Genomic DNA, 17,601 nt, shown 5'->3' with positions numbered 1-17,601 from the left:
GGATGGCGTCCAGAATCTCGCCACGATCCTTATCCACCTGGCGTTGAGTGTGGGAGCGGCTTTAGCCGCGATGCTTTTACCCTGGCCCTATCGCGGCTAGAGCCGCTCCCACATTGCCCGTCCATGCCCCCAAACAAAAACCACGGAGTTCGCGCATGTCCCTGTCCGGCAAGACCCTGTTCATCACCGGCGCCAGCCGTGGCATCGGCCGCGAGATCGCCCTGAAGGCTGCAGGCCAAGGCGCCAATATCGTTATCGCCGCCAAGAGCGCCGAGGCCCACGCCAAACTGCCGGGCACCATCCATTCGGTGGCAGCAGAAGTTGAAGCCGCCGGCGGCAGGGCCCTGGCGCTGCAACTGGACGTGCGCGAAGAAGAGGCAGTGAAGGCCGCCATGGCCCAGGCCGCCGAGCACTTCGGCAGCATCGATGCACTGATCAACAATGCCGGCGCGATCAAACTGGTGGGCGTCGAGCACCTTCCGCCCAAGCGCTTTGACCTGATGTTCCAGATCAATACCCGCGCGGTAATGGTCTGCAGCCAGGCGGCCCTGCCCTACCTGAAGCAGAGCAAGGGTCATATCCTCAGCCTGTCGCCACCGCTCAACCTCGACCCCAAGTGGTTCGCCAACTACGGCCCCTACACCACCACCAAGTACGGCATGAGCATGCTGACCTTAGGGATGCACGAGGAATTCCGGAAATATGGCATCAGCGTCAACTCACTGTGGCCGAAGACGGTGATCGCCACCGCCGCCATCGAATTCGAGGCCGGCGGACCCGCAGTGATGAAAGCCGCACGCCTGCCGGCGATCATGGCCGACGCCGCCTGCGCCATCCTGTCGAGCAGCGAGCGCACGATCAGCGGCCGCCTGCTGATCGACGAGGAAATACTGCGCGAGCAGGGCCAGGAAGACTTCGAGCAGTACCGCTACGACCCGGCTGGCAAGCTGATGACCGATTTGTTCGTCGATTGACGCCAGCGCCCATCTGACGCCAACCCAGGTCTGGCGTCAGATAGACGGGTATCCCTAGGCTGTACCCGCCCCGCAACAAAACAGGCACAATGCCAGCATCATGCGCGCATTCCGCAGCCGCATGCCGGGAACGTCGATAAGAACGTCGCCTCTGCCGCACATCAGAAAAAATACCTTCGCATTGCTCGCCAGGCCCCTGCCTGGCCTACCAGGGGAAACCATGAACCAAGCCTTTCGTATTGTCTGGAACCAAGCTCGCAACGCCTTTGTCGTAGCCGATGAACACGCCAGTAGCCGGGGAAAATCCACTGGAGGTGGCTGCCTGCTCGCTGCATTGGGTCTGGGCTTGAGCCTTGCCGCCAATAGTGCCCAAGCAACGGGCATCTGTAGCTCGGGCAGCAATACGATCAGTACTGCCGAGACCAGCCGGTGCGACCTACCGGACAATGCCAGCCTTACAGTTACCCAGAGCGGCAGCATTACCGAGTCCAATACCCAGGCAGTCGTTGCCTACGAAAGCTTCGGCACCATCAGCAACGCTGGCACCATCCGCACTACCGGCGGTGCCGATCTCCTTACAGGTTCGGCCATCCTGCTTCAGGCTGGTGAAGGCGTGGAAAGCGGTACCAGCATCAGCAACCTCGCAGGCGCAACTATCGAAGGCTCAATCAATGGCCTATCACTGGATGCACACCTCTATACCCTGAACGTCGAGAGCATCAGCAATGCCGGCACCATCAGCGGCCAATGGGGTATCTTCACCCAAGGCGAAGTCAATGTCGGCACACTCACCAACAGCGGCACTATCAGCGGTAGCGGCAACAGCGGCTACGGCATCTACCTGAATGGCGATGCCACACTCGCCACACTCGACAACAGTGGCACCATCAGCGGCGATAACACAGGTATTACCATTGGCAATAACTCCCAACTAGCGGTACTCAATAACAGCGGCACCATTTCCGGTGACCGTTTTGCCATCTCGACAGCGGCCACAGGGACCAGCCTCCCGCAGATCAACATCATCGGCACTCAGGCCCGGCTGATCGGTGATGTGGCCGCTCAAGACAGTACCCTGACCCTGAAATCCGGCGCCGACTTCGCCAATGAAAATGCCGTCTACGTGGATCGCATCGTGATCGAGAGCGGCGCGACGCTGCGCATAAATGAAGGCCTTTCCAGCTCCGGGATCGAGAACGGTGATGGTGTTCAGGTCAGCAACGGCCTCAGCAACGCGGGCACCCTCAGCGTGGCGGCCGGCGTGACCGGGATGCTGATTGGCGACTACAGTCAGAGTGCCGACGGCGCACTGAAGATTGGCGTGACCAGCGACAGCAGCTACGGCAAGCTGGTGGTCGAAGGCACTGCCACTCTGGCCAGCAATGCCAAGATCGTGGTCGATGTCAGCAACCCCAACTACAGTTTCAGCGCCAAGAGTCTGCAGGATGTACTGAGCGCTGACACGCTGAACAGTGACGGCACCTTCTCCGTCAGCGATAACTCGCAGCTGTTCGACTTTGGTGCAGCCAAGGATGGCAACACCGTCGACCTAACGCTGAGCAAGAGCAGCAGCGTACTGGATAGCGTGATCAACACCGGAAACAGACCAGCCAAAGGCGCCGCCGGCGTGCTGGACGAGGCCATCGGCAACGATCCGGACGGTGAGCTGGCCGGCTACTTCGTCGGCCTGACCAGCGAGCAGGAAGTCTCCGACGCCGTCACCCAGACCCTGCCCACCGTTGCCGGCAACGTCAGCAATGCCACCAGCAACACCCTGGCTGGCATCAACCGGGTAATCCAGGCGCGCCAGGACAGCAACAGCGGCCTTTCTTCCGGCGATGCGGTCAGCGAAGGTAATCTGTGGATCAAGACCTTCGGCTCCTGGGCCGAGCAGGATGAGCGCAGCGGTATCTCAGGCTACGACGCCGATACCCAGGGCCTGGCCATCGGTACCGACGCAGCCATCAACGAAACCACCCGCCTCGGCCTGGCCTTCGCCTACGCTCAGACCGATCTGGACAACGACTCACGCATTGCCCCACAGGATGCGCAAATCGACACCTTCCAGCTGATCGGCTACGGCAGTTATGCCCTGACTGCCGACACCGAGCTGAACTTCCAGCTCGACGGCGGCCAGAATCGCACCGACAGCAAGCGCCGCATGCCGTTCGCTGATGCCACCGCCAAGGCCAACTACGACGGCTACAACTTCCACGCCGGCGTCGGCATTGGCCACAACCTGCGCCTGAATGAACAGCTGACCTTCGTACCCTCGGCCCGCGCCGACTACACCTGGATCGGCACCGACTCCTATCACGAGAAAGGTGCCGGCGCGCTCAACCTGGATGTCGACAGCAACGACGCTGAGGAGCTGCTGCTGAGTGTCGATGGCAAGCTCGACTACTCCCTCTCCGAGGCCACCGTACTCAGCGCCAACCTAGGCGCCGGCTACGATGTGATCGACGAAGACAGCTCCATCACCTCGACCTATGCCGGCTCTCCGGGCGCCGCCTTCAAGACGCCGGGCATGGACATGGAGCCCTGGGTGGCGCGTGCCGGTCTGGGTCTGAGTCACACAATGGCTAACGGCACCGAAGTCAGCCTGCGCTATGACGCCGAAGCGCGCAGCGACTTCACCAATCAGGGTGCTTCGTTCAAGGCCCGCTGGGCCTTCTAAGCAGTCGCGGCAGCAAGCAAAAGGCCAGGTGATCAACCTGGCCTTTTGCTTTACACCTCGGCCCAGCGCCGCAGCAGGTTGTGATAAATCCCGCCCAACTGGGTGGCCACGGCACTGCCCGCCCCTTGCTCACGGGTGAGTTGCTGCGCACTGCTGTCCAACTGGAACAGCAAGGTGCGCTCACCATCGTCGCGCACCATGCTCTGTATCCAGAAAAACGCGGCAATGCGCGCCCCTCGCGTCACTGGCATGACCTGGTGCAGACTGCTCGCCGGATAGAGAATCAGATCACCGGCCGGCAGCTTGACGCTATGGCTGCCGTAGGTGTCCTCCACCAACAATTCGCCGCCCTCGTACTCCTGAGGCGCCGTGAGAAACAACGTCGCCGACAGATCGGTGCGGATACGCTCCCCTCCAGCCTCGCCACTCACGGCATTGTCGACATGCAGCCCGTAGGACTGCCCGCCCTGATAACAGTTGAAGCGCGGCGCGAGAATCCGCTTCGGGAGAGCCGCTGAAACAAACACCGGGTTACGCTCAAGTGCATGCAGAATTACCTGACCTAGCGACTTGGCCTCAGGCAAATCGACCGGCAACTGCAGGTTGTCCTTGACCTGTACAGCCTGGTGCCCAGCCGTGGCACGGCCATCCATCCAGCGCGCCTGCAGCAGGATCTGGCGAAACTCGCCGAGCTGCTGTTCGTTCAATACTTGCGGGATGCGAAGCATCATCTTTCTGTCTCCACCTCTATGCGCCCCGATCCGCCGACGAAACTCAAAACCTCAGGCACCAGTGGCTATTCTCCGATATCCACAGGCTCCGGCCTATCGATACCATTTATGAAAAAACTCTCGAGTCTAGGCTCCTAGACCTGTGCACCCGAGGCAAAGCTAGAAAGGGTATTCTGCAACCATCTGTCGCAACAGCACTTGCCGCAGCCTAGACAGGCCCCCATCGCCGATGCGAATGAACCTTTTATTGCCTCTGGCCAGCGCACTTTTTATGAGCGCCTGCGTCAACCTGCCCAGCCCAGACGAGCGCCGCCAACAAGCCACCACTCTAGCCCATGAGCAAGGCTGGCAAAGCCTGGAGGTAGAGACTGCCCTCTTTCGTCTACAAGCCTATGTGCCTGGCAGCATGCATGCGAGCGACGAACTGACCCTCTACTTCGAGGGAGATGGACTCGCCTGGATCAATGCCCGCTCCCCCTCCACCGACCCGACGCCAGTTGACCCGCTAGCGCTGCATCTGGCATTGGAGCAACCACAAGGCAATGCCGCTTATCTCGGGCGTCCCTGCCAATATCTGGACGCCAGCAAGGCGCCTTGCGCAAGACGTTACTGGACCGAGGCACGCTTTGCCGAGGCAGTGGTGAATAGCCTCGACCAAGCCGCCGACCATTTGAAGATCCGCGCCGGTGCTCGGCGCCTGATACTGGTCGGATACTCTGGGGGAGGCGCCTTGGCCATGCTGGTGGCGGCACGGAGAAGCGACGTAGTGCGTGTCATCACGGTTGCTGGCAATCTCGATCATACCGCTTGGACCCTCCACCACAGGGTCGCGCTCCTGCGAGACTCACTCAATCCTGCATGGCTGCGCCCGCAGCTAGCTAATCTAGAACAGTACCATCTGACGGGCGAACGGGACCGAGTCATGCCCCCACGGCTGGCAGAAGACTTTATCGCCGGCTATCCGCCTGGCCATCAGGCCCGAGTCATGGTGCTACCGGGTTACGATCACAGCTGCTGCTGGGCTGAACACTGGAAGACACTCTGGCCACTGGTCAGGTATGACTAGTTACGGAACTTGAACTGCAGCTCCGCGCCCTCGACCGTATCCCAATAGTCCGCGTTCTTGTCGCCATGATCATTGGTGATCAACCTGCCGTTGAGCTCGAACGGTCCCGGCTCCTTAGGCTTCTCGACGAACATCTCCGGCAGCAGTGACGGTGGCGTGAGTGTTTCCACCGGCTCATCGGGCTGGATCTGCTCGACCAACTCCGGCGGCAAATGCAAATCCAGACGCGCGGGTGGCAACGCCTGTTCCTTGTCGACCTCGACCGCAGGCATGGGCCTACTGTCTGCGGACTCGGAAAGGCGGGTGTCCTCGACTACCTTGCTGCCAGGCTCGGGAAGTTTCTCCGGGGTTTGTGCCGGCTTGGGTGTCGGCTCGACAGGCGCAACAGGTGGCGGCTTGGGCGTATCCGCCGGTATGGGCGCAGAAGAACCCGCTGAATGGGCAGGCGCTGGAGAAGGCTGGTCGTCACAGGCGCTGAGCAGGCTCAAAACCAGCAACAGGGGCAGAACAGGCAAGCGGGGCATGGCAAACGAACACGGCAACGAATGCCTATATGCTCGCCCCTGCCCCGCATTCTGGCAAGCCAGCAACCTCTAGTCCCGCTGCAGGCGCCGGAGCTCGGCCGGCACATCCTGCTGCGGGTACTGGCGCGTCAAATGCTGCAGCAACTGCTCGGCCAAGGCCTGCTGCCCCTCCTGACGCAGGCGCACCACCTCTTGCAGGCGCTCACTCAGCGGCGCGGACTCAGCCAGCGTGCCGGCCAGCCGCTCAGGTGCGCGACGGGCATATTCCTGAGTCCGAGCCCGGGCCTGCTCGGCAGCCTGCACCTTGGCCGCTCCAGGCGCCTCAGCCTCGTTCGATGAGGTATCGGCCAGAGCGTCCATTGCCGGCGCAGCAGGAGCAGCCTGGCGCGGCATCGCTGCTGCGGGTGGTGAGATTGCAAACGCTGCAGACGACTCGGCGATCGTCGGCTGACGCGCAACCTCGGCTTTCTTCTGTTCCATGCTACCGGCCGGCTCGGCCAGCAGCTTCGGTGCCATCTCCCGCAGCACCGGAGCCTGCGCGGCAGCAGGGCTGGGCAGATCGTAGGCGCCGGGCACCTGCTCCTGCGTGCGTAGCGTCAGGCTCAGGCCGATGCCCAGCGTGGCCAGGCCGGCGAAGGCCAGCGACCAGCGGGTATTGCTACCGGCCCCGAACAGCCAGGCATGCAGGCGCTGCGCGAAGCCTGGACGAGAGGGCGTGGCAGCGACGGCCTGATGGGCTGCCGCGAGAATCCGCGCATCCAGCGCAGTGGAAGGCTCGCCCGGGCTGTGCTGGCGGAAATGCTGCAGCAGCTGTTGTTCATGCTGCAGGTCGTTATGTTGTTGGCTCATGCCGATACCTCCTCGGCCGCAGCCGGGTCGGCCAACAGCCGACGTAACTTGTTCAGCGCATAACGCAGGCGGCTTTTCACAGTTTCCGCCGGCGTGCGGGTCAGCTCGGCGATCTCTGTCAGTTCCAGGTCGCCGTGGGCGCGCAGCAGGAAGACCTCACGCTGCTCCTCGGGCAGGTCGGCCAGCGCCGCCTGCAGGCGTTGCTGGTCGCGGCTGAGCAGTAACTGCTGCTCGGGGCCGGGGCCCGGGTCGGCGCTGGCGTGTTGCGTCTCGTCATACTGATCAAGCTTTCCCTGGTGGCGCCCACTCTTGCGCCAGTGGTCGATCAGCCGGTTGCGCGCGATCTGGTACAGCCAGGTCTTGAACAGCACTGCCTCGCGCTGCTCGCTGGCGCTGCGGATCAGGCTCATCCAGGTGTCCTGGAACACCTCCTCGGCCAGGGCATGGTCGCCGCACAGACCGAGGAGGAAGCGAAACAGGCCGAGGCGGTGGCGCTCGTAGAGCGTGGCGAAGGCGGCCGCGTCGCCCTGGCGATAACGCCGCAGCAGCGCGGCGTCATCGTCTTGCAGTGGAAGGTTCAATTAGTCGGCCCTGACTTGAACGTTTTGCGGAGTTTGCAGGCTGGAGGCCAATTCCACCAGCTGCACGAACTCGCCGCGCAGGCCGAACGGATCCTCACCTTTGGCACCACGAGCCAACTTAACGCTGTCGGCCAACGCGAAGTCGCCGGTGTACTGACCACCGCGCAACTGCTGGGCGAAAGCGGCTACCGCGGCAGCGAAACGCAGATCAATGCTGGCCTCGGCGATCGACGTTACCTCACCCTTGGTGATCGGCCGCTCGACCAGCCGGCTGGCGCCGCCCTCCGGCGCCTTGTAACGCAGGCGCAGCCAGGCGATCTCGCCGGGCTCGCCCTTCTGCTTGGGCGCCTGGGCGTAGCGCAGCGGCTCCAGCCAGCCCTGGGCCCCCACCGGCACCACTTCGTACAGGGCGGTGACGGTGTGCCCAGCGCCGATCTCGCCGGCATCGACCTTGTCGTTGCTGAAGTCCTCGCGTTTCAGGGCACGATTCTCGTAGCCCAGCAAGCGGTATTCGCTGACCTCGGTCGGGTTGAACTCGACCTGAATCTTCACGTCCTTGGCCACCGTTGCCAGGGTCGAGCTGAGCTGATCGACCAGCACCTTGCGCGCCTCGCGCAGGTTGTCGATATAGGCGTAGTTGCCATCGCCGGCATCGGCCAGCTGCTCCATCAGCTGCTCGTTGTAGTTGCCTGCGCCGAAGCCCAGGGTGGTCAGGGATACACCGGTCTTGCGCTTGTCGGCGGCCAGCTGCTTGAGCGTCTCGAAGTCGCTGATGCCGACGTTGAAGTCGCCATCGGTGGCCAGCAGGATGCGGTTGATGCCGGCCTTGAGCAGGCCCTTCTGCGCCTCTTGGTAGGCCAGCTGGATGCCCGACTCGCCGGCGGTGGAGCCGCCTGCGCTGAGCTGGTCGATGGCGCTACGAATCCTGGCCTTGTCGCTGCCTGACGTGGACTCCAGCACCACGCTGGCGTTGCCGGCATAGGTGACCAGGGCCACGCGGTCCTGCGGGCGCAGCTGATCGACCAGCAGCTTGAGGGTGCTCTGCACCATCGGCAGGCCCTCGCGACGATCCATGGAGCCGGACACATCGACCAGAAACACCAGGTTGGCCGGCGGCAGCTCGGCGGCGCTCAGCTCAGTGGCCTTGATCGCCACGCGCAGCAGGCGGGTCTCGGGGTTCCACGGGGTGGTCGCCAGTTCGGTGGCGACGCTGAACGGCACGTCGCCCTCGGGCTTGGGATAGGCGTAGGGGAAGTAGTTGACCAGCTCCTCCAGGCGCACCGCGTCCCTGGGCGGCAGGCGGCCGTCATTGAGGAAGCGGCGCACGTTGGCGTAGGCGCCGGTGTCGACGTCGATACTGAAAGTCGATACCGGCTGCTGGGCCACGGCCTGCACCGGGTTACTCTCGATCTTCTGGTACTGCTCGCGGTAGACGCTCTGGTAACCGAAGGCACTGCTGTCGGCCAGCGGTGCGGCCGGGGCGATCATCGGCATGCCCTGGGGCCTGGCCCGATGCGCCTCTCTGGCATGTACAGAGCGCTTCACCGAGCGGGAAGCGTCGGCAGCGGCCTGCTCATGCAGCACCTCCTGCTTGACCTCGGGCGCGACCGGCTTGGCAGTCACAGCGGGATCTTCATGGGAGGCACTGCAAGCAGCCAACGACAGCGCCAGGGTAGCGCCGAAGCCGGCAAACAGGGGTTGGGTAGCGATGTAGTTCATGGCGGCGCTCCTCGGGCGAAAAGTCCATTCGCTCGGGTAGACGGAGCCGCCGGTGGATTCGGGTTAAGCGGTTTCCTGGCAGAGCTGCTTGGCCAGCATGCCCAGGGTCATGATCGCCCGTTCCGACTCACGGTTCCACGGCACCCCGCAGGTCAGGCGCAGGCAGTGGTTGAACTGCTCGGTGTTGCTGAAGATCAGCCCCGGCGCGATGCTGATGCCCTGCTGTAGCGCCCGTACGTGCAGCTCCTGCGCACTGACCTTGCCCGGCAGGCTGACCCAGAGGATGAAGCCGCCGTTGGGTCGGGTCATCTGCGTGCCTTCCGGGAAGTGCTGCTGCACCGCCAGTTGATAGGCGGTCATGTTCTTGCGGTACTCCAGACGAATATGCCGCAGATGGCGGTCATAGCCGCCGTTCTCCAGGTACGCGGCCACACCCATCTGGGTCACGCTGCAGGCCGAATGGGTGCTGAAGGTCTGCAGGCGCTCCACTTCCTCCTGGTAGCGGCCGGCAATGATCCAGCCGATGCGCACACCGGGCGACAGGGTTTTCGAGAAGCTGGAGCAGTAGATCACCTGATCATCGCGGTCGTGCGCTTTGAGCGCCTTGCTGCGCCCCGGTTCGAACAGCAGTTCGCCGTAGATGTCGTCCTCGATCACGCGGATATCGTGGTCGGCGGTCAGGCGCAGCAGCTGTTTCTGCCGCTCCTCGGGGATGCTGCCCCCCAGCGGATTGCTCAGCCGGGCGGTGAGCACCAGCGCCTTGATCGGCCACTGATTGGCCGCCAGCTGCAGGGCCTCCAGGCTCAGGCCGGTGCTCGGATCGCTGGGGATCTCGATGACCTTGAGGCCCAATACCTCGGCCAATTGCAGCAGGCCATAGTAGGTCGGCGACTCGGCGGCGATCAGATCGCCCGGCTTGGTGACCACGCGCAGGGCCATGTGGATGGCGTCCACGCAGCCATGGGTGATCACCACTTCGGACGGATCGACCACCACGCTGGCGTCGCGCATGCGGATCGCCACCTGGCGGCGCAGCGGCTCGTAGCCGGGGCTGAACATGTAACTGAAAGCACGCGGACTCTGGAAACGGGTGACCTTGGCCAATTGCTGGTGCAACGAGCGCACTGGCAGGTAATCCACATGCGGCACCGCCGCGCCCAGGGGAAACACCCCCTCCTGGCGGGACTCAGTCAGGACCTGACTGATGATGCTGCTGCGGGTAACCAGTGCCGGACGCTCGACCCGGGCGATGTCGGGGGTCGGCGCGGTAAGGCCGGCCGTCTGGTGCACATAGAAGCCGGACTGCGGACGCGCGCGAATCAGGCCCATGTCTTCGAGATTGGCGTAGGCCTGTAGCACAGTGGCATGGCTGACGCTGAGCTGCGAGCTCATCTTGCGCACGGACGGCACACGCTCGCCCGGCTGGTAGACACCGCGGCGAATATCCTCGGCCAGTTGTTGGGCGATGCGCTGGTAAAGCAACAAACTGGTCATTTCGAGGTTTCCTCCGCGACTGAACCGTAACAGTAGCCAAATACAGCCTCGGCTTGGCGGCACAGTCAGATTATTTGCAGGCAGTACAGTTTCGGCTGTTCAAGCTTAGCCGCTCAGCTGACCCTGTCGCATTGCACTTTCGGCGAACAAAAAACCCCGGGCCGAAGCACCGGGGTTGTGGTGACGGACGGAGGTGATCAGCGATCGGCGCTGAGATGACCCTGCTCGTCGGAAATGAGGATCTCCACACGGCGATTCTGCGCCCTCCCCTTGGCTGACGCGTTTTCCGCCAGCGGGTGAGCTTCACCGTAGCCCTTGACCTCGATGCGCTTGGCATCGATACCCAGGTCTCGCAATACATCGGCCACGGCCTGGGCGCGGGCACGCGACAGCTCGAGGTTCTCCGCTGCGTCGCCGCGGTTATCGGTGTAGCCCTCGATGCGCACGGTGCGCCGCGGATTGACCTGGAGGAACTGCACCAGCTTGAGAATGGTGCGAGTAGCCGAAGCCTTGAGCTCACTGCGCCCGGCGTCGAACAGTACGTCGCCCAAGGTCATGACCAGCCCGCGATCGGTTTCGCTGGCAGCCAGATTGACCATCTGCTCTTCCAGCCATTGGCCCTGCTGCTGAGCGCCGAGCAGCTTGGCTTCGCGCAGCGCCAGTTGCAGGCGCTCACGTTCCAGATCGAGCCTGGCCAGGCGTTCCTGATTGAGGTTGAGCTCGCTGTGCTGGCGGGCAATCTGGCTGTAGCGCTGACTCAGGTAGGCATAGTGAATGACGTCGTCGTCGCTGCCCCAGTAGCTCGACAGGCGCTCGGCGCGGGCCAGGGATTCACCGGCACGAATCACGTCCTTCGGCGCGCTGCGCAACACATTGGTGTCCTCCTTGACCTGCTGGAAGCTGGCCGCCGCATCGTCGAGCGATTGGCGGCTCTGCTGGCTGGTGCACCCGGCCACCAGCGCCAGAAGCAGCAACAGGGCAAAGCGTGGGGATCTGCTCGAAGTCATGGCAGCTCTCCCAGCTGGGTCCGCAGACGATTGATCTGCGTGGTGAGCTCATCGAGCTGACGCTGGCTCTTCTGATTGAGCAGCTTGGCCTCGGCCAGGCGAGCATCCAGCTCGGCCTGCTCGGCGAAGATGCGCGCGCGCTTGTAGTCCTCTTCACCGAAGTTTTTCTGCGCCCGGGCCAGCTTGCGCTCGGCCTGCTGCATTTCTTCGAGCTGGGCGTCGGCACCGACGGCTCGGGCCTGTTCGACGGCTTGCTGGGTCAAACGCATCTGCTCCTGCGGGGCAGGATCATTGGCGCAGCCGGCCAGGGCCAGCAACGCCAGAGCGAGAATGGGGTGTAGCTGCTTCACTGCGAATCGTCCTGCGTTGGCGGGGGGGCTACGACCTGCGACTGCTGGACTTTCCAGCGCTCAAGATTGCGCTGCAGAAGGGTTTCCGGCAGGCCCGCGGCGGTCAATTCTGTCATTTTTTTCGCCAGCTGTCCGCGCAGCCAGGCGTCGTTGCAGGCCGAGTTGTGCCCCAGGGTGAGGTATAGCCCTTCACTGGAAATCGGTGGTTCCAGCGTTTCCAGACTGTCCAGCATGCCCAGGGTATTGGCCAGCGCCACCCCCGGATAACGCTCGTAGAGGACGTAATCGGTGCGCCCGAGAAGCAGTTTCTGAAAGGCCTGGGTCAGGCTGGGGACCTCTTCCAGGTTGAGGTTGGCCTTGGCGTAACTGTCGAATTGCTGGCCGAAGCTGTTGTTGACCAGAGTGCCGCCCGTGCGCTCACGCAGATCTTCCCAGCCGCTGTAGGGGAATACCCTGTCCTTGTTCACCCAGACCACGCTGGGCGTGACGAAAAAGGCCGGGTGCACGTAGTCCATGTACTCCAGTCGCGGCAGGGTCAGAAACGCCCCCGCCAGCAGGTCCACGCGGCCGGTGCGCACCTCATCCTGGGCTCTGGACCAGGGACCGGTATACAGAATCTCGATCTTGACGCCCAGCTCCTCGCCGATCAGGGTCAGCAGATCGGCATTGGCACCGATCAAATGCTTCGGGCTTTGCGGATCACGCCACAGATAGGGGGGATATTCGGGATTGCCCGTGGCCACCAAGCGTTCACATTTACCTGCTGCACCGGCGAAGGAGGGCAAACAGCAGAAGACCAGTAAGGCCAAGGCCTTCAATGACACGGATGTATGCATTCGAACACCGGTTGCTGATTCATGTGGCGAGCCGCATCCACCGACTCAAGAACGTTCATGCTAGCGTAACAGCCACGCTCAATAATTATTAGCGATAAGGATTCGCCATGAAAAAACTGCTTCTAGGTCTTGTCCTGGTGCTGGCCGTGACGACGGGCACACTCTATTTTTCGCCTAACCTGCTGATGGCCAGCATGCGCCTGGTGGAACAGCAGATGGCCGGGCTTTCGTCGAGGCAGATCGAAGTCAACGGGCTGTCTATCCATTATTACCAGGGCGGCCCAAGCATAGGCGAAACCTTGCTGATGATCCACGGTTTCGGCGCCAACCGCGACAACTGGCTGCGCTTCTCTCGCGCATTTACCTCGCGCTATCAGGTTATCGCCCTTGATTTGCCCGGCTTCGGTGAAAGCGACAAGCCGGACGCCCGCTACGATGTGGCCACCCAGACCGAGCGCCTGCATGCCTTCATCCAAGCGCTGAAGATCGACAAACCCCACCTCATCGGCAATTCCATGGGCGGCCATATCGCCGCGCTTTACGCCGCCCGCTATCCCCAGCAGCTGCGTAGCGTAGCGCTGCTGGACAACGCCGGAGTGATGTCGCCGCAGAAAAGCGAGATGTTCAGCATGATCGAACGCGGCGAGCCCAACCCGCTGGTGGTGCGCAAGGCCGAAGACTTCGACAAGCTGATGAAGTTCGTCTTCGTCAACCCACCGCCCCTACCGGACTCACTCAAGCGACACTTCGCCGAACAGTCCATGGCCAACCAGAATCACTATGACAAGATCTTCTCCCAACTCCGTGACCACTACGTGCCACTGGAGCCCGAGCTGCCAAAGATCCAGGTTCCAACTCTGCTGCTGTGGGGAGAACAGGACCGCGTGCTCGACGTATCCAGCATCGAGGTCATGAAACCGCTGCTGGCCAAACCCAGCGTAGTGATCATGAAAGACTGTGGCCATGCGCCCATGCTCGAGCGCCCCGAGGAAACCGCACAGCACTATCAGGACTTTCTCGACGGCAGGCTTTAACAAGGGGACGACAGAAACAAAAAACCCGCTCGATGAGCGGGTTTTTTCTGGGATCAGAAAACTGGCTTACACCAGGCTTTCCAGTTCCGGTACGGCTTCGAACAGGTCAGCGACCAGACCGTAGTCAGCCACCTGGAAGATCGGGGCTTCTTCGTCCTTGTTGATCGCGACGATCACCTTGGAGTCCTTCATGCCCGCCAGGTGCTGGATGGCACCAGAGATGCCGACCGCGATGTACAGCTGCGGAGCAACGATCTTACCGGTCTGACCGACCTGCATGTCGTTCGGTACGAAACCGGCGTCGACAGCGGCACGGGAAGCACCGACGGCAGCGCCCAGCTTGTCGGCCAGGGCGTAGAGGTGCTTGAAGTTGTCGCCATTGCCCATGCCGCGGCCGCCGGAAACGACGATCTTGGCAGCAGTCAGCTCCGGACGGTCGGACTTGGCCAGCTCTTCGCCGACGAAGGCGGATTTGCCAGCATCGGCCGAACCGCTCACCGCTTCAACGGCAGCGGAACCACCTTCGGCAGCAACGGCGTCGAAACCGGTGGTACGCACGGTGATCACTTTCACGGCAGCCGAGGACTGCACGGTAGCGATGGCGTTACCGGCGTAGATCGGACGCTTGAAGGTATCGGCGCTTTCAACGGCAACGATCTCGGAGATCTGGTCAACGTCCAGCAGAGCGGCAACGCGCGGCAGGATGTTCTTACCGTTGCTGGTAGCGGCAGCCAGGATGTGGCTGTAGCCCTTGCCCAGCTCGGCAACCAGCGGCGCGACGTTTTCCGGCAGCTGATGCTCGTAGGCAGCGTTGTCGGCAACCAGCACCTTGGCAACGCCAGCAACCTTGGCAGCAGCTTCGGCGGCAGCACCGGCGTTGGCACCGGCAACCAGGACGTGGATGTCACCACCGATCTTGGCAGCAGCAGCCACAGTGTTCAGGGTGGCAGCAGCCAGAGCGGAGTTGGTGTGTTCAGCGATAACCAGGATAGTCATTTAGATTACCTTCGCCTCGTTCTTCAGTTTCTCGACCAGTTCAGCCACAGACTTGACCTTGATGCCGGCGCTGCGGGCAGCAGGCGCTTCGACTTTCAGGGTCTTGACGGTGGAGGCGGTAGAAACGCCCAGAGCGTCCGGGGTGACGGTTTCCAGCGGCTTCTTCTTGGCCTTCATGATGTTCGGCAGCGACGCGTAGCGCGGCTCGTTCAGGCGCAGGTCGGTGGTCACGATCGCCGGCAGGTTCAGAGCAACGGTCTGCAGACCGCCGTCGATTTCGCGGGTGACGTTGACCTTGTCGCCAGCAACCTCGACCTTGGAAGCGAAGGTGCCTTGGCCGAAGCCAGTCAGGGCGCCCAGCATCTGGCCGGTCTGGTTGTTGTCGCTGTCGATGGCCTGCTTGCCCATGATGACCAGCTGCGGCTGCTCTTTATCGACAACAGCTTTCAGCAGTTTGGCGACGGCCAGGGAGTTCAGCTCGTCAGCAGACTCGACCAGGATGGCACGGTCAGCACCCAGAGCCAGTGCAGTACGCAGCTGTTCCTGAGCGGTGGTCGGGCCGATGGTGACAACGACGATCTCGCTCGCTACACCTTTTTCCTTCAGACGTACGGCCTCTTCCACAGCGATTTCGCAGAAGGGGTTCATCGACATCTTGACGTTGGCGAGGTCGACGCCGGAGTTGTCCGCTTTGACGCGAACCTTGACGTTGTAGTCGACCACTCGTTTGACAGCTACAAGAACCTTCATGGATTCCTCGTTACTCTCCGGTGAATTTGTAATGTCGCCAAGGCGAGCCTGGCCGGTGATGCAGATCGGCCGGAACCGACAATTTGCTCATACGGCGAGCGCAAAACCGACCGTATCTTGACCGTAACGCCCTTTTCGGTCAACACGAATAACCCCCATTTATCGGGCGCCAAGCCTTGCGCTATAGGGCTTTGACAAAATTCAAACGAACGTTTGTATTGGACGTGCAAAGGCCTGTATATATAATGCCCAGCGCGCAGGCCACAGAAAGCCTAGCCATAGCCAAAATCAATACACCGAAGAAGCCTTGAGTAGGAGATTCTCTGTGGAACGCGAATTTATGGAATTCGACGTCGTCATCGTCGGCGCCGGCCCCTCCGGTCTGTCCGCCGCCTGCCGACTGAAGCAGAAGGCCGCCGAAGCCGGCAAAGAGATCAGCGTCTGCGTGGTCGAGAAAGGTTCCGAAGTCGGCGCCCACATCCTCTCCGGTGCGGTCTTCGAGCCGCGCGCCCTGAACGAACTGTTCCCCGACTGGAAGGAACTGGGCGCCCCGCTGAACACCGAAGTCAAACGCGACGACATCTACCTGCTGAAGAACGCCGAAAAAGCCGCCAAGGTCCCGAACTTCTTTGTGCCGAAAACTATGCACAACGAGGGCAACTACATCATCTCCCTCGGCAACCTGTGCCGCTGGCTGGCTCAACAGGCCGAGAACCTGGGTGTCGAGATCTACCCGGGCTTCGCCGCCCAGGAAGCGCTGATCGACGAGAACGGCGTGGTACGCGGCATCATCACCGGCGACCTCGGTGTAGACCGTGAAGGCCAGCCGAAGGAAGGCTACTACACCCCGGGCATGGAATTGCGCGGCAAGTACACCCTGTTCGCCGAAGGCTGCCGCGGCCACATCGGCAAGCAGCTGATCAAGAAGTTCAACCTCGACTCCGAGGCCGACGCCCAGCACTACGGCATCGGCATCAAGGAAATCTGGGACATCGACCCGGCCAAGCACGAACAAGGCCTGGTAGTACATACCGCTGGCTGGCCGCTGTCCGACGAGAACCCGGGCGGCTCCTTCCTCTATCACCTGGAAAACAACCAGGTGGTGGTCGGCCTGATCGTCGACCTGTCCTACAGCAACCCGTACCTGTCGCCGTTCGATGAGTTCCAGCGCTACAAGCATCACCCGGTGATCGCCCAGTATCTGGAAGGCGGCAAGCGTGTGGCCTATGGTGCACGCGCGATCTGCAAGGGCGGTCTGAACTCGCTGCCGAAGATGGTCTTCCCGGGCGGTGCACTGATCGGCTGTGACCTGGGCACCCTGAACTTCGCCAAGATCAAGGGCAGCCACACCGCCATGAAGTCCGGCATGCTGGCCGCCGACGCCGTCGCCGAGGTACTGCTAGCCGATGGCCAGGGCGGCGATCTGCTCAACGGTTATGTCGATGGCTTCAAAGCCAGCTGGCTGTACGACGAGCTGTTCCGTAGCCGTAACTTCGGCGCGGCTATCCACAAGTTCGGCGCCATCGCCGGCGGTGCATTCAACTTCGTCGACCAGAATATCTTCGGTGGCAAGATCCCGGTTACCCTGCACGACAACAAGCCGGACTACGCCTGCCTCAAGCCGGCGGCCGAGTGCCAGCGCATCGAATACCCGAAGCCGGACGGCAAGCTGAGCTTCGACAAACTCTCCTCGGTGTTCCTCTCCAACACCAACCACGAGGAAGAGCAGCCCTGCCACCTGAAGCTGACCGACGCCAGCATTCCGCTGTCCGTCAACCTGCCGAAGTTCGATGAGCCGGCACAGCGCTACTGCCCGGCCGGCGTGTACGAAGTAGTGACTCAGGAAGACGGCGAAAAGCGCTTCCAGATCAACGCGCAGAACTGCGTACACTGCAAGACCTGCGACATCAAGGATCCGTCCCAGAACATCACCTGGGTGGCTCCGGAAGGCACCGGCGGCCCGAACTACCCCAACATGTAATTCGAGCCGCAACGAAAAAAGCCGCCGCAAGG

Annotated in this window: 16 protein-coding genes; 5 read left to right on the top strand and 11 right to left on the bottom strand. The window is 62.2% G+C overall.

Annotated features, from left to right (window positions below):
• Positions 1 to 155: 155 nt before the first annotated feature.
• Positions 156 to 974, top strand: coding sequence for an SDR family oxidoreductase (locus ACF8C6_RS01685; protein WP_392497709.1), 819 nt, complete (start codon positions 156 to 158; stop codon positions 972 to 974).
• Positions 975 to 1,194: 220 nt separating this feature from the next.
• The gene (locus tag ACF8C6_RS01680) at positions 1,195 to 3,651 is read left to right on the top strand and encodes an autotransporter domain-containing protein (RefSeq protein ID WP_392497708.1); all 2,457 of its coding nucleotides are present in this window, start codon (positions 1,195 to 1,197) and stop codon (positions 3,649 to 3,651) included.
• 50 nt (positions 3,652 to 3,701) lie between these two features.
• On the opposite strand, the gene ACF8C6_RS01675 is transcribed toward ACF8C6_RS01680, so the two are convergent.
• Positions 3,702 to 4,382, bottom strand: a complete 681-nt coding sequence (locus tag ACF8C6_RS01675) for a Fe2+-dependent dioxygenase (RefSeq protein WP_392497707.1) — start codon at positions 4,380 to 4,382, stop codon at positions 3,702 to 3,704.
• Between the two features lie 247 nt (positions 4,383 to 4,629).
• Here ACF8C6_RS01675 and ACF8C6_RS01670 point away from each other — a divergent pair, with 247 nt between their 5' ends.
• Positions 4,630 to 5,448, top strand: a complete 819-nt coding sequence (locus ACF8C6_RS01670; RefSeq protein WP_392497706.1) for an alpha/beta hydrolase — start codon at positions 4,630 to 4,632, stop codon at positions 5,446 to 5,448.
• Here the strand turns inward: ACF8C6_RS01670 and ACF8C6_RS01665 are convergent.
• From ACF8C6_RS01665 to ACF8C6_RS01630, 8 genes are all read right to left on the bottom strand, one after another.
• A complete protein-coding gene (locus ACF8C6_RS01665; protein ID WP_392497705.1) occupies positions 5,445 to 5,720 on the bottom strand; it encodes a hypothetical protein in 276 nt (91 codons plus the stop codon). The genes ACF8C6_RS01670 and ACF8C6_RS01665 overlap by 4 nt on opposite strands.
• A 321-nt stretch (positions 5,721 to 6,041) precedes the next feature.
• Positions 6,042 to 6,821, bottom strand: coding sequence for a hypothetical protein (locus tag ACF8C6_RS01660; protein WP_392497704.1), 780 nt, complete (start codon positions 6,819 to 6,821; stop codon positions 6,042 to 6,044).
• Positions 6,818 to 7,402, bottom strand: a complete 585-nt coding sequence (locus ACF8C6_RS01655) for an RNA polymerase sigma factor (protein WP_392497703.1) — start codon at positions 7,400 to 7,402, stop codon at positions 6,818 to 6,820. Before ACF8C6_RS01655 ends, ACF8C6_RS01660 begins: the two co-directional genes overlap by 4 nt.
• Positions 7,403 to 9,121, bottom strand: coding sequence for a von Willebrand factor type A domain-containing protein (locus ACF8C6_RS01650; protein ID WP_392497702.1), 1,719 nt, complete (start codon positions 9,119 to 9,121; stop codon positions 7,403 to 7,405).
• A 63-nt stretch (positions 9,122 to 9,184) separates the two neighbouring features.
• Complete coding sequence (locus ACF8C6_RS01645) at positions 9,185 to 10,615, bottom strand: PLP-dependent aminotransferase family protein (protein ID WP_392497701.1); 1,431 nt, start codon at positions 10,613 to 10,615, stop codon at positions 9,185 to 9,187.
• A 197-nt stretch (positions 10,616 to 10,812) separates the two neighbouring features.
• Positions 10,813 to 11,622 carry an OmpA family protein gene (locus tag ACF8C6_RS01640; RefSeq protein WP_392497700.1) on the bottom strand — a complete coding sequence of 270 codons (810 nt, stop codon included), beginning with the start codon at positions 11,620 to 11,622 and terminating at the stop codon, positions 10,813 to 10,815.
• Positions 11,619 to 11,891 carry a DUF4398 domain-containing protein gene (locus tag ACF8C6_RS01635; RefSeq protein WP_392497871.1) on the bottom strand — a complete coding sequence of 91 codons (273 nt, stop codon included), beginning with the start codon at positions 11,889 to 11,891 and terminating at the stop codon, positions 11,619 to 11,621. The genes ACF8C6_RS01640 and ACF8C6_RS01635 overlap by 4 nt, the downstream gene beginning before the upstream one ends.
• A 77-nt stretch (positions 11,892 to 11,968) precedes the next feature.
• Positions 11,969 to 12,808, bottom strand: coding sequence for a substrate-binding periplasmic protein (locus tag ACF8C6_RS01630; RefSeq protein ID WP_392497699.1), 840 nt, complete (start codon positions 12,806 to 12,808; stop codon positions 11,969 to 11,971).
• A gap of 107 nt (positions 12,809 to 12,915) precedes the next feature.
• On the opposite strand from ACF8C6_RS01630, the gene ACF8C6_RS01625 reads away from it, so the two are divergent.
• The gene (locus tag ACF8C6_RS01625) at positions 12,916 to 13,842 is read left to right on the top strand and encodes an alpha/beta fold hydrolase (RefSeq protein ID WP_392497698.1); all 927 of its coding nucleotides are present in this window, start codon (positions 12,916 to 12,918) and stop codon (positions 13,840 to 13,842) included.
• 66 nt (positions 13,843 to 13,908) lie between these two features.
• Here the strand turns inward: ACF8C6_RS01625 and ACF8C6_RS01620 are convergent, their stop codons facing one another.
• Together ACF8C6_RS01620 and ACF8C6_RS01615 are read right to left on the bottom strand one after the other, a co-directional pair.
• On the bottom strand, positions 13,909 to 14,838 hold the full coding sequence (locus ACF8C6_RS01620; RefSeq protein ID WP_392497697.1) for an electron transfer flavoprotein subunit alpha/FixB family protein: 930 nt from the start codon (positions 14,836 to 14,838) through the stop codon (positions 13,909 to 13,911).
• Positions 14,839 to 15,588, bottom strand: a complete 750-nt coding sequence (locus ACF8C6_RS01615; RefSeq protein ID WP_068826754.1) for an electron transfer flavoprotein subunit beta/FixA family protein — start codon at positions 15,586 to 15,588, stop codon at positions 14,839 to 14,841.
• Positions 15,589 to 15,895: 307 nt separating this feature from the next.
• Between ACF8C6_RS01615 and ACF8C6_RS01610 the strand changes: the two genes are divergently transcribed.
• Positions 15,896 to 17,569 (top strand): electron transfer flavoprotein-ubiquinone oxidoreductase, encoded by a 1,674-nt coding sequence (locus tag ACF8C6_RS01610; RefSeq protein ID WP_277690306.1) that lies wholly within the window; start codon positions 15,896 to 15,898, stop codon positions 17,567 to 17,569.
• The last annotated feature ends 32 nt before the right edge of the window (positions 17,570 to 17,601 follow it).

This window comes from Pseudomonas sp. zbq_18, from assembly GCF_043102245.1.
In the GTDB taxonomy this organism is placed as follows: Bacteria; Pseudomonadota; Gammaproteobacteria; order Pseudomonadales; family Pseudomonadaceae; genus Aquipseudomonas.
The sequence above is the reverse complement of the archived record's forward strand: the minus strand, read 5'-3'. Positions and strand labels throughout refer to the sequence as shown.

What these genes read in the sequence shown, in the direction of transcription:
- ACF8C6_RS01620 (WP_392497697.1), bottom strand. Translation starts at nt 14,838, where the DNA reads ATGACTATCCTGGTTATCGCTGAACACACCAACTCCGCTCTGGCTGCT.
- ACF8C6_RS01640 (WP_392497700.1), bottom strand. Translation starts at nt 11,622, where the DNA reads ATGACTTCGAGCAGATCCCCACGCTTTGCCCTGTTGCTGCTTCTGGCG.
- ACF8C6_RS01665 (WP_392497705.1), bottom strand. Translation starts at nt 5,720, where the DNA reads ATGCCTGCGGTCGAGGTCGACAAGGAACAGGCGTTGCCACCCGCGCGT.
- ACF8C6_RS01635 (WP_392497871.1), bottom strand. Translation starts at nt 11,891, where the DNA reads ATGCGTTTGACCCAGCAAGCCGTCGAACAGGCCCGAGCCGTCGGTGCC.
- ACF8C6_RS01645 (WP_392497701.1), bottom strand. Translation starts at nt 10,615, where the DNA reads ATGACCAGTTTGTTGCTTTACCAGCGCATCGCCCAACAACTGGCCGAG.
- ACF8C6_RS01675 (WP_392497707.1), bottom strand. Translation starts at nt 4,382, where the DNA reads ATGATGCTTCGCATCCCGCAAGTATTGAACGAACAGCAGCTCGGCGAG.
- ACF8C6_RS01685 (WP_392497709.1), top strand. Translation starts at nt 156, where the DNA reads ATGTCCCTGTCCGGCAAGACCCTGTTCATCACCGGCGCCAGCCGTGGC.
- ACF8C6_RS01625 (WP_392497698.1), top strand. Translation starts at nt 12,916, where the DNA reads ATGAAAAAACTGCTTCTAGGTCTTGTCCTGGTGCTGGCCGTGACGACG.
- ACF8C6_RS01660 (WP_392497704.1), bottom strand. Translation starts at nt 6,821, where the DNA reads ATGAGCCAACAACATAACGACCTGCAGCATGAACAACAGCTGCTGCAG.
- ACF8C6_RS01630 (WP_392497699.1), bottom strand. Translation starts at nt 12,808, where the DNA reads ATGCATACATCCGTGTCATTGAAGGCCTTGGCCTTACTGGTCTTCTGC.
- ACF8C6_RS01650 (WP_392497702.1), bottom strand. Translation starts at nt 9,121, where the DNA reads ATGAACTACATCGCTACCCAACCCCTGTTTGCCGGCTTCGGCGCTACC.
- ACF8C6_RS01680 (WP_392497708.1), top strand. Translation starts at nt 1,195, where the DNA reads ATGAACCAAGCCTTTCGTATTGTCTGGAACCAAGCTCGCAACGCCTTT.
- ACF8C6_RS01615 (WP_068826754.1), bottom strand. Translation starts at nt 15,588, where the DNA reads ATGAAGGTTCTTGTAGCTGTCAAACGAGTGGTCGACTACAACGTCAAG.